Here is an 11342-nt window from a genome sequence, read left to right on the forward strand (position 1 = left end):
CCATTTTGCTGCTCACCGCGGTTTGTGCTTATCCCGAACCCACGTTAAATTAACTCATCGGCCTGCCAGGCCGACGGCGGCGCGGAAGGCGCGGTAGGCTTCCAGCATGTCGGCAGCACGATAAGCAATCTTTCTGCCGTCCAAGCGCTGGCTGCCGGGCAACAGCGCGGCGTTATCCACCATTTGCGGGTAGTGGAACTCGATTTCAATGTTGACCGGCGTGTCCACGCGCAGGGGAGCGGGGGCGTCCCCGGCAATCAGCCGACGCATGGCGCGTTCAGCCGTTTCGCGGATGACGCGGCGGGCAGTTTCGAGTGGCAGGCATTGCGCGCTCATCCTTCCGCCAGCGGTTTTGACCACCGCGGTTTCGATGCCGGCAACCCATTCGGCGGCTTCGGCGCACACGGCCTGATCGCCGGAAACCATCAGCACCGGTACGCCAAAATGACCGCAAACCGCCGCATTCAGCCCAAACTCACCCACCAGCCGGCCGTTCAGCCAGACATTGAACACCCGCACACTTGACCAGGTGTGATCCAGAATGGCGTTTTGGGTGCCGGCCCGGGCGTGATAGCCGATGAACAGTGCCGCATCCACCCCCTGATCCGCGCCGTCCACCATGCCCCACGGGGTTGGGCTGCCGGCAAATAATTGGGCGCGCGGGTCGAGTTCTTCGATGAGGATGTTGCTGCCGTTCCAGTGACCATCGGCGACGATGAAATCGGTTGCGCCGGCAGCAGCGGCTCCCTGGATGGCTGCGTTGACATCTCCGGTCAGCAGGCGGCGGAAGCGGGCGTATTCAGCGTGGCTGGGGTCGGTCTGGTCGAAATGCACCACGCCGGAAGCCCCTTCCATGTCGGTTGCAATCAGGATTTTCATCAGGTTTTCTCCGTTTTTGTCTTATTTTATTCCTGAAGCACCACCTTGCCCAGATGACGGAACTGGCCGGGCACGAAACCGCGCCGCTCAGCCAGCACAATGCTCAATACCTGAATGGGTAAAATCTCCAGTACCGGACGGGCATGCGGCGAGACAGGAGGGATGACCCATGCCGCCAGGTCAGGCGCAGGTTGAGAGTCAATCCAAACCACCCGCCCGCCGTGGCGCAGAATGTCGTTTGCCAGATTGAGGTTCAGGCTGCGGGTGACTTCATCGCCGCCAAAAACCGCCGCACAGAAAGCAGCATCCACCAGTTCAAATGGTCCGTGGCGGAACTGTGCTGCGCTCATCCCTTCGGCAGGGAATTTAGCAGCCTCTTTCAGCACCAATGCCCCGTTGAAAGCCGCGGCCAGCGAGCTGCCGCGCCCTACCAGCAGCAGCATTTGCAGAGTCTCAGCCAGCTGCCGAAGGGCTTGAAAGTGATCATCCAGCCGCTGTAAGTAACTTTCGGCAGCATCGGCAGCCGCGTAAAAGGAATCCAATTCTGCCTGAATTGGCTCACCCAACAATTGCGCTGCAGCCAGCCCCATCACCGCGAGGGTATTCAGGTAAGTGCGGGTGCTGACAGTAAATTCACTGCCGGCGTTCAGCGGCAGGTAAAAATGGGCTGCCTGTGCCAGCGGGCTGTCGGCTTCGTTGGTCACTGCCAGCAAGGCAGCGGGGGGCTTTTCCCGGCACAACTCCAGCAGGCGCACAATTTCGGCGCTGCGCCCGGATTGCGAAACGACCCATAAAAGGGTACGGGGGGTAATTTGACCGCTGGAAAAATGCGCCAGTTCGGCGGTTTCGATCCACTGCACCGGCAACGGCAGACGGCTCAGGCGCAGTACAGCCGGATATGAGCCGTTCAGCGAAGCGCCCATGCCGGTAATCAAAATTCGGTCAAACTTCGACCGATCCAGATCGGTCACAAGCCGATTCAATTCTTCAGATGGATAACCCCGCAAAGCGGCTCTCAGGGCTTGCGGTTGAGAAAGAATATCTTGCACATAGGGATTGTTGTTCATGTTCGATTATCCTTTAAGTTCAAGCCAGATAGCCCGCGCAGCGCCGAGCACACCGGCTTTGTTGCCCAATGAAGCCGGCACCAGCCGAACGCGGCGGGTGGGTACGACGACATCATGCTGCCGGAGCACTTGCTGAATGTGGGGGAAAAACAAATCGTAGTTTTTCATTACCCCACCGCCCAGCGCAATGCACTCCGGCAGATAAAACAAAATCAGATTGACCAATCCCAGTCCGAGATAGCAGCCCGCCTCGCGGATAATTTTTTGGGCAAATTCATCACCCTGCCGTGCGGCTTCGGTTACATGGGTTGCTTCAATGATCTGTCCACTTTGGTGGAGGCCGGCGAGTGAACTGTTTGGATACTGCTGAATCAGTCTGCGGGCACTTTCGGCGATGGCCGGCCCGGAAGCGAGGCTCTCCAGGCAGCCGTGAGCGCCGCAATAACAGGGCGGGCCGTTCGGATCGAGTATCTGATGGCCGGCTTCGGGATGTTCCCCGTCCATGCCGCGGTAAATTTGCCCGCCAAGGATGAATGCGCTGCCAACACCGGTGCCAACGGTCACCAGTGCAAAACGGGAAGTGCCCTTACCCGAGCCGAGCCAGGCTTCTCCCAGTGCGGCGGCATCCGCATCATTTTCCATGATCAGCGGTGCATCAAAAGCCCGACTTAAAGGGGTGCGGATATCCACATTTTCCCAGCCGGGCAGGGTGTAGGGATTTTGAATGAGTCCCCTTTTCCGGTCAATGGGGCCGGTGCTGCCAAACCCGATTCCGGCAATTTGCCTGATACCGGCCTGTTCCATTACCTGCCGGATCAGATTTTGAATCCGCTGAATGCCCTGTTCTACGCCACGGGCTGCTTCAATTGGCGCCTGCGCCCAGGCTTTAATTTCTCCCTGCTGGCTGACAACCGCGGCGCGGATGTTGCTACCGCCCAAATCAATCCCAACCACAAATTCAGTCTGGCTCATCCTTTAACGGCTCCGGCGGAAAGTCCACTGACGATGAAACGCTGGAAGATCAGCGCCAGAAGTACAGGCGGAAGGGCTGCCAGAATACCGCCGGTCATCATGGCGGTAATATCCACCGCATAACGCCCGGTGAATTCGGCAATGGCAACCGGGACGGTCTTGGCTGCTACCGTGCTGGTAAAAATCAAGGCGAAGAAAAATTCATCCCAAGCCAGTAAAAATGTGAACAAGGCTGTGGAGATGATTCCCGGCGCTGCTACCGGAATCACAACGCGAAAGAGGGTATTCAAGCGGGAACTGCCGTCAATCAAAGCGGCATCTTCCAGTTCTTCTGGCACGGTTTCAAAAAAGGTGGTCAGCATCCAGATGGTAAAAGGCAGGGCAAAACTCAGGTAGGTGAGAATCAGGACAATTGGTTTGTTCAGAATGCTCAGTCGGGCGGCGATGATGTACAGCGGGATGACCAGAGAAATTTCCGGAATCATCCTGACACTCAGCACGCCAAAAAACACTGTATTACGGAAGGGCAGCCGCAAACGCGCCAGCGCGTACGCAGCCAGCGAACCGATCACCAGAGAGATGGCGGTAGTGGTCAATGCCACCAGCAGGGAATTCCCCAACGTGATTTTGAAGGTGCGGGCAACTTCGGAAACGGCCGTGCCCGGCACAAGAATATCCAGATAATTTTTGAGGGTGGGGTGTTCGGGAATCCAACGCGGCGGGGTGGCCAGCAGGTCGGCGCGGGTGGAAATGCTGGCGAGAAAAAGCCAGGCGATGGGGGCATAAATGACCAGCAGTGCCACGAGCGTCAATAAAAAGTAGAGGGCTTTACTGCCAAGCTGACGGGATGTTTTCATCAGCGCAAATCCTCCCGATACAAGAGTCGGATGTACAGCAAAGCCATCACCAGCGTAAAGGCGGAAATGAGAAACGAGAGGGCCGCGCCGCCGCCCAACCGTCCGTATGAAAATGATTCAAGATAGGTGAGGTAAGAGATGGTTACCGTTCCAAAGGCAGGCCCGCCCTGGGTGATGACATAAATAATATCGAACACGCGAAAAGCCTCTACCGTGCGAATGACCAGCGCAACCAGGATAGCCGGTTGTAAAAGCGGAAAACGGATATTCCAGAACCGCTGCCAGACATTGGCACCATCCACCGCGGCGGCTTCTTCCAGTTCGCGCGGGATGGTAGCAAGGGCTGCCTGCAAGATTAATGCAATGAAGGGTACCGAATGCCAGATATCGGCAACAATGACCAGATTCATGGCTGCCACAGGCTCGGAAAGCCAGGCCCTGTAACGGTCAATCATGCCTAATTGAAACAGTAAACCATTCAGGGCGCCGTAATCGGCGTTGTAAATCCAGCGCCACATGGCGCCGTTGACGATGGTAGGAATTGCCCACGGAATGATCAGGCTGGTGCGTAAAAATTGCCAGCCGAAAGGACGGGCATGAATCAGTAAGGCTAACCCCATCCCCAAAATTAATTCAACGCCAACCGAGACAATTGTAAAGTAAAGCGTGCGGCGGATGGCTGCCCAAAAAACCGAATTGGTGAGGAAATAAAGATAATTCCGAATGCCTATAAAGCCCTGGGGGGTTGGATTGGAGATGGGGGTTTCGGTAAAACTTAATACAAAGGTATAAATAATCGGAAACAGGGTAATTCCAAAAATAACCAGTAAACCGGGGAATAGCAGCCAAAACCCGTCCCGCAAGCGTTGTTGGGTAAGGGTCATTGGTTTTGGCTTTACTGCTGGAATACTCATCAATAAAAACCTTCGGCAAAAAAAGGGGGCGGGGAAAGGGGGATTTGTTTCCCCGCCCCATCAGCGAGTAGATCAATTATTTTGAAGCCAGTTCGTTCCACTTGGCGGCAGCATCATTCAATGCCTGAGCCGGGCTCTTTTGTTTGGTCAGGGCTTCCTGCAATGCCAGCTGGAGGGCTTTGGAAAATTCGGGGTAGAAGGGCACTTTCGGGCGCACATGGGAATACACGATTTGGGCGCTGAAAGCCGGCACAGTCACCGGATTGGATTCGTTCAGCGATTTCAATTCTTCCAGTGCCTGCCCCTCATAATTACCACTCCAGACAGGTAGAAGATGGGCGGAGTATTCTTTCTGAATCGGTTCGCTGGTCAGGAATTTGACATACTCCCACGCCGCTTCGCGGTTGGGCGACTTGTCAATCACCGAAAATCCCATCGAGCCGTTGATGGTGGCGCTGGGTACACCGCTGCCCTTGAATGCCGGTACCAATCCAAGGCCAACTTTACCAACCACCTGCGATTCATCAGGATTGAGGGCGGCTAAATCGTACATATACAGCCAGTTGAGGGCAAAGGCTGCTTTACCCTGCGAAAAGACATTGCGTACATCTTCCTCTACATAGGAAATGGATGCCGGGTTGGACAGGCCTTCGTCAACGGTCTTGACCATCCACTCAACGACCTGGACACCCTTTTCGTTGTTGAAAGTGGGATTGCCGTTGCTGTCCACAAAGCTGCCGCCGTTGCCATAGAGCAGGGCGACAAAGTCACAAATCGCCGCTTCAGCCTGCGCCCATGACCAGACAATCGGATACTCCACCAACCCCATTTCCTTGATCTTGCGGCTGGCTTCGATCAGATCTTCCCAGGTTTGCGGTACATCCACGCCGGCTTTTTCCAGTATTTCGGTGTTGTAGTAGAAGTACTTCTGGTCGAGCAGCCACGGCATACCGTAGATACGTCCGTTCACCGAGGTAATGTCCCAGGCGGTGGAGAATACTTCTTGTTTGGTGTTCTGGTCAATCTTGTCCGTAACATCCCACAGGTAACCGTTCTTGACGAACTCGGCATACCAGATATCGTCAACCAGAACGACATCATAGGACGGCGGATTGGTCGCCATGGCGGTGACAATTTTGTCGTGAAGGGCATCATACGAAACGTACTCGATTTCGACCTTCACATCTGGAGAAGATTCGTTGAACTTGGCAACAATGGCGTTCATCTCCTCCGGGGTGGGGCCGGCCTGCTGCATGGCAAGCACCTTAACGACTTTTGGCCCGCCCGCCTGTTGTGGAGCCGCACATCCGGCTGCGCTCATCACCACAACCGCCAGCAAAACAACCACAAAGAAAAGACGACTTACTGCACGCATACTTCCTCCTTATTGGTATTGAAAAGTGAAATTAATGGGTCTTTTACCCGATGTATTGCCGTCCGGTATAAAAGGTGAAGTTTTTGCCACTGTAGACGGAGCGCACAAATTCGATGACGGTCATGGTTTCGGTGTAGGTGTGACGCAGGGCAATCAGCACCGGTTCACCCGGACGGATGGCGAGACGGGCCGCCAGGGTTTCATCGGCGGCGGCGGCTTCCAGCTCGGCATCTGCCCAGGTGGGATTGAGATTGAACTCGCTGCGCAGGACATCGAACAGCGAGCGTTTTTCAAAGTCAAACTGCTCCAACCCGGGGCATAGACTGGCAGGGAGGTAGGCATCCTCGTATGCCACCGGCTCGTCGTTGACCAGCCGGATGCGTTCCAGCCGATAGACGGCAATTCCGGCCGGCAGGTTCAGTTCAGCTCGCAGGCTGGCTTTGGGCTGAATGCGGCGGATTTGCAGCAGGCGGGAAGAGGGCGTCATGCCGCGCGCGCGGATATCCTCGCTGAATGACCGAAAGCCGGATAATTCGCGGATGCGCGTCTGAGCCACAAAGGTGCCTTTGCCCTGCAGCGAATAGACATACCCCTGTTGGATCAGGTTGTTGATTGCCCGGCGGGCGGTGATGCGGCTGACGTTGAACCGACGGGAAAGTTCGCTTTCGGAGGGCAGTTTATCTCCCGGCTTCAATTCGTCATGCCGAATCTGGCGCAGGATTTCCTGTTCCAGTTGCTGGTAGAGGGGTCTGGTCGTCTGTCGGATGGTAGTGGTCATAGAATGTGGCAGGGATCTGTTTAAGTGCCTGCTATACTTAGCATACTTATTATAACAAGTTTCTCGAGAGGTGCAAGTATTCAGTCCGTTCAATTCCAAAACAACTTTGACAAAAACATTGCCGAAGGTTGAATCAGGGGTATACTGAGATTTACCGTTGAGGGAAATTCAACATGCCGCAATTGTTTTACGGACACATTCTATCGGAAGGGGTACGCATCCAGTACTACCGCACCGGCGGACAAAAGCCGCCAATCATCTTGCTGCACGGGCTGAGCGATAATGCCCTGTGCTGGAACCGCCTGCCGCTGGTTTTGGAAGTGGAATTCGATGTGATTATGCTGGATGCGCGCGGTCATGGTTCTTCCGGGCTGGATGCGCGCGGGGCTTCGCCGCTTGTGCAGGCTCAGGATGTCTGTGTGCTGATTGAATCCTTGCAGCTTCATCGGCCAATCCTGATCGGTCATTCAATGGGGGCGGAAACGGCAGCCCTGACCGCTGCCCGGCTGCCCAAAATGGTGCGCGGTGTGGTGCTGGAAGACCCTCCCTGGCAGGAAAGCAGCGGGGCAGATGAGGCGCGGCGCGAAAAGAAGCTGGCTGACTGGCGCGCCTGGCTGAACGATCTCAAACAAAAATCACTGGATGAGATCATTGCAGAAGGTAAAGGTGATAACCCGCTGTGGGATGAGAGCGAATTTTTCCAGTGGGCAAAAGCCAAACAACAGGTAAAACTGGAAGCGCTGGACTGGATTGTTCAACCCCAGCCCGACTGGCGCGAAATTGTCCGTCAGATTGCCTGTCCGGGTTTGATCCTCACCGGTGAGCCGGCCCTGGGGGCCGTGCTTACCCCGCCGGTCATTCAGCAGGTCCAAAAGTTATGGCCTAAAAGCAAAACGGTGCGCATTGCCACTGCTGGTCATAATGTGCACCGTGAAGCCTACATGAACTATTTACGCGAGGTAGCCGCTTTCATTAAGCGGCTGGGCAAATAACGGTTTCAGGGCATGGGGTTTGAGGCTGCCCAGTCACTGCCGACCACCACAGCGATGTCGTAAGGGGCGTTGGGGTCATAGCGGTTGTACACGCGCGGATTCTGAATGTCCATCAAGGTAGTCAGATACCGCAGCGTGTAGGGCTTGCCGTTATAGACAAAGAAAGTGGTTACATTGTAGAACTGATCGGCATTCGATTCGTCCACCACATTGAAACCCTGATCACGCAGCCATGTTGCAGTCTGGCCAGCCAGGCCGTCGGTTCCGCTGCCGTTCTGCACCGAAACCCGGGCTGCCTCAGCCTGCATCAGGGATGCCGGGTCCTCGGCCAGCGCAACCGGCCCAACCGGTCCGCCGCTGGTGAAAATTTCGTCACGGATCAGGCGAATCCGATCCGGGATGGGGATGAGAATATCCAGCCCATCCGGCGAGGTGCCGAACTCAACTGCATCGGTGCCGATGACGGCGCGCTTGATATTCTGTTCGGGGATCTGCTGCGCCAGCCACGCCAGCCGAATCACTTGTTCCAGGCTCATGTTGGTACGCACGCCGCTGGCCAGTTCGTTGTACAGTACCGGCGCGCGGGTGATCAGGGTGGGCAGCATGTCGAAACTGAGAATGCGGTCGCGGATGGCCAGTACCACCTGCTGCTGACGGCGGGCACGGTCAAAATCACCGCCCTCAGTGTAGCGTTGGCGGGCATAGGCCAGCGCAATATCCCCCGGCAGGGTCACGACGCCCGGCTCAAGGGTGATCTTGCGGTTCGTGCCCATCACCACCACGGTAATGGGTTCTTCCACACGGATTTTAACCCCTTTGATTTCGTCAATGAAGCGCACAAAGGCATTAAAGTCAATCTGGGCGTAGTATTGAATATCCACACCTAAAAACTGCTTGACGGTTTCCATGGCCAGCGCCGGGCCGCCGCCGGGCAGTTTATCCAGTTCGCCAAAATAGTAGGCCTGATTGATCTTGTGATAATCATAACCGGGGATGTTGACCCACATATCGCGCGGGATGGACAGGATGCCGGCGGTGTTACTGATCGGATCCAGGGTGAAGAGCATCATGGTGTCGGTGCGCGGCACTTCACCGGCTTCCCAATCGCGGTAATCCAACCCCATCAGCAAGACATTGACTCGATTTTTACCGTCCCACGGCTGGGGCTGCGGCCCGCCAGCCGGCTGTAAGATCGTATTGGGCGGTAAGGTGGGGACGGCCGGATTGTTGGATGAACTGCCTACCGCAATCCCTTCCAGCGGCGTTGCCGTCCACGATTTGAAAAGATCCCGGGCGACGTTGAAGGTGACCACGGCGGTAATGACCGCCAGGACGATAAAAGCAATCAGCACGATCAGCGTCACCCGATCCAGCGGTGTCCGCTTATAAGCCATTCTTTGTTGTCGTTGAGCCATCTTAATCTTTCGATAACGCACAGAAGTTCGGATCATGCCCCCACAGGGTGCAAGATCCATTCCATCTTTTGAGAGTTATTCCATCGGCGGCGGGGGAACGGGCAGCGCTTCAACGGCTGTGTTGACCCACTTGTCGCCTTCTTCGATGAGCATAACCGGAATGTCTTCCACAATCGGGTATTTTCGCCCGCAGTCGCGGCAGATCAGCCAGCTTTCTTTATAGTAATCCAGCAGCCCCTCTTTTTCGCGCACGCAGGCGGGGCAACGCAGAATTTCCAGTAATTCAGGATTGACCATCATACCTCCCAACGGAGCAGGATTTACCTTATCTATTATATACCACCCCTTCCATCCTCTTTCCCGATTCACCACACAAAGAATTCAGGAAGAGGGGGGAATACGAAGGCTGCAAGGGATACGCCTTCGCGGTATTTGCATGATTTTACCATGAAGCCCGGTATATCCTGAAAATAGCACCCATCCTGGATTGAATTTCCGGGTTGGCAGGCCGGTCAGCCTTAACCCAAAGCCGCAAAGATGCAAAGGATTTTTTGAACATCAAAGCGTCTTTGCGATTTATGGATCAATTTGTACTTCTTTGATAATCGCCCCCGGACGAACAGGGTTACTGGCGTTTTTCGAGGTAGACAAACACTCCCGGCCTCGGCTGCAAGGTTGCAATGGGAGTGGGCTTGACTTTTATCCCATCCACCAGTTCGACCCGGAAATGCTGCAAGATGATGGTCATCAGCAGCTGGGCTTCCATTTGGGCAAAATGATTGCCGATGCACTGACGCGGCCCGCCGCCAAAGGGGTAATAGGCATAGCGCGGGCGCTGAGCAGACTGCGCTTCGCTGAAACGCTCTGGGTCAAAGGCTTCGGGATTTTCCCAGTAATCCGGGTGGTGATGGGTAACATACGGACTGAGGAAGATCATCGTACCAGCCGGGATGGGGTAGCCCTGAATCACATCCTCTTCGATAGCATGACGGGCAAACATCCAGGCCGGGGGGTAGAGGCGCAGGGCTTCGCTGAACACCATTGCGCCGTAGGACATTGCCGGCAGGTCTTCCACGGAGGGAGGACGATTGCCCACGACTTGCTGAATTTCATCCAGCAGGCGAAATTCGACCAGCGGATGCCGGGCGAGCAGGTAAAATGTCCAGGCCAGTGCGTTGGCAGTGGTTTCATGCCCGGCGAGGAAGATGGTCATCAACTCGTCGCGAATCTGGCGATCGGGCATGCCCTCACCGGTTTCCGGGTCACGTGCCAGCAGCAAGCGCGAGAGCAAATCGCCGTTGTCCACTCCGCTCTGGTGGCGTTTTTCGATCAGGCGGTAAATGAATTCATCCAGAAAGCGCAGCGCCTGCTCGTGGCGGCGGTTGGCAGGGGTGGGCAGTTTTTCAAAAATGGGATGCGGCGAGAATAACACCTGATTCAGGTGTTCAAGGGTCTGGTCAAAGGCTTTACCAAGCGCATCGGCTTGATCGCCTACATCATCGCTGAACATGGTGCGCACAATGATGGTCTGAGTCAGGCGCATCATTTCCTCACCAAAATTGACCGGCTGACGCTGGCGTGCCAACGCTTCCCAATGAGGCAAACGATCCAAAGTCGCGCTGACCATCACTTTGGCGTATTCACTCAGGTTCTGCCGGCTGAAGGAGGGCTGGATTAAGCGGCGCTGGCTGCGCCAGAATTCACCCTCACTGGTGACCAGACCTTCGCCCATCAGTGGTTTGGCCTGATCGTAGCCTTTGCGGTAGTTGCGGTTGTTATCCTGCAGCACATGTTTGACCCCCTCTGGATGGCTGACCAGATAAGTGGAACGGCTGGCTAGGTCAAGTCGAACGACCGGCCCGTAACGAAGGGCGGCATCCAGGAGAAAGTTGAGCGGATCGCGCGCAAAACGCGGTAGAACACCCAACACCGGCATACCGGCGGCTGCCGGGATGGTGGAAAATACAGGGGCAGGAGCAGATACTTGGGACATGATAAACCTTCTTTAAATTTATTATCAACCTCGGTTTCGGATACATTATTTCAATTATCTTGAGCATTTTAAGCCCCCACCTGCACCTCCCCCAAAATCG

11 protein-coding genes are annotated in these 11342 nt (G+C 55.5%); 1 reads left to right on the plus strand and 10 read right to left on the minus strand.

Features of this window, described 5'->3' with window-relative positions; all coding sequences use genetic code 11:
* Positions 1-54: 54 nt before the first annotated feature.
* The 7 genes from ACWIZX_RS14820 to ACWIZX_RS14850 all read right to left on the minus strand — a co-directional run bounded on the left by ACWIZX_RS14820 (position 55) and on the right by ACWIZX_RS14850 (position 6842).
* Positions 55-879 (minus strand): M55 family metallopeptidase, encoded by an 825-nt coding sequence (locus ACWIZX_RS14820; protein WP_322792702.1) that lies wholly within the window; start codon positions 877-879, stop codon positions 55-57.
* Positions 880-905: 26 nt separating this feature from the next.
* Positions 906-1946, minus strand: a complete 1041-nt coding sequence (locus ACWIZX_RS14825) for an SIS domain-containing protein (RefSeq protein ID WP_448336336.1) — start codon at positions 1944-1946, stop codon at positions 906-908.
* 6 nt (positions 1947-1952) lie between these two features.
* On the minus strand, positions 1953-2918 hold the full coding sequence (locus tag ACWIZX_RS14830; RefSeq protein ID WP_448336337.1) for an ROK family protein: 966 nt from the start codon (positions 2916-2918) through the stop codon (positions 1953-1955).
* Complete coding sequence (locus ACWIZX_RS14835) at positions 2915-3775, minus strand: carbohydrate ABC transporter permease (protein WP_322792496.1); 861 nt, start codon at positions 3773-3775, stop codon at positions 2915-2917. Before ACWIZX_RS14835 ends, ACWIZX_RS14830 begins: the two co-directional genes overlap by 4 nt.
* The gene (locus ACWIZX_RS14840) at positions 3775-4659 is read right to left on the minus strand and encodes a carbohydrate ABC transporter permease (RefSeq protein WP_448336338.1); all 885 of its coding nucleotides are present in this window, start codon (positions 4657-4659) and stop codon (positions 3775-3777) included. The genes ACWIZX_RS14835 and ACWIZX_RS14840 overlap by 1 nt, the downstream gene beginning before the upstream one ends.
* Before the next feature lie 106 nt (positions 4660-4765).
* A complete protein-coding gene (locus ACWIZX_RS14845) occupies positions 4766-6064 on the minus strand; it encodes an ABC transporter substrate-binding protein (protein ID WP_322792498.1) in 1299 nt (432 codons plus the stop codon).
* A gap of 43 nt (positions 6065-6107) precedes the next feature.
* Positions 6108-6842: a GntR family transcriptional regulator gene (locus ACWIZX_RS14850; protein ID WP_448336339.1), complete on the minus strand. Its 735-nt coding sequence runs from the start codon at positions 6840-6842 to the stop codon at positions 6108-6110.
* Between the two features lie 173 nt (positions 6843-7015).
* Here ACWIZX_RS14850 and ACWIZX_RS14855 point away from each other — a divergent pair, with 173 nt between their 5' ends.
* Entirely contained in the window at positions 7016-7834 is an 819-nt protein-coding gene (locus ACWIZX_RS14855) for an alpha/beta fold hydrolase (RefSeq protein ID WP_448336340.1), read from the plus strand.
* A gap of 5 nt (positions 7835-7839) precedes the next feature.
* Here ACWIZX_RS14855 and ACWIZX_RS14860 read toward each other — a convergent pair whose 3' ends face one another.
* The 3 genes from ACWIZX_RS14860 to ACWIZX_RS14870 form a co-directional block, all read right to left on the minus strand.
* Entirely contained in the window at positions 7840-9285 is a 1446-nt protein-coding gene (locus tag ACWIZX_RS14860; protein ID WP_448336341.1) for an LCP family protein, read from the minus strand.
* 39 nt (positions 9286-9324) lie between these two features.
* Positions 9325-9549: a Trm112 family protein gene (locus ACWIZX_RS14865; RefSeq protein WP_448336342.1), complete on the minus strand. Its 225-nt coding sequence runs from the start codon at positions 9547-9549 to the stop codon at positions 9325-9327.
* A 325-nt stretch (positions 9550-9874) separates the two neighbouring features.
* Positions 9875-11242, minus strand: coding sequence for a cytochrome P450 (locus ACWIZX_RS14870; protein WP_448336343.1), 1368 nt, complete (start codon positions 11240-11242; stop codon positions 9875-9877).
* Positions 11243-11342: the final 100 nt, after the last annotated feature.

The organism is Bellilinea sp. (assembly GCF_053501535.1).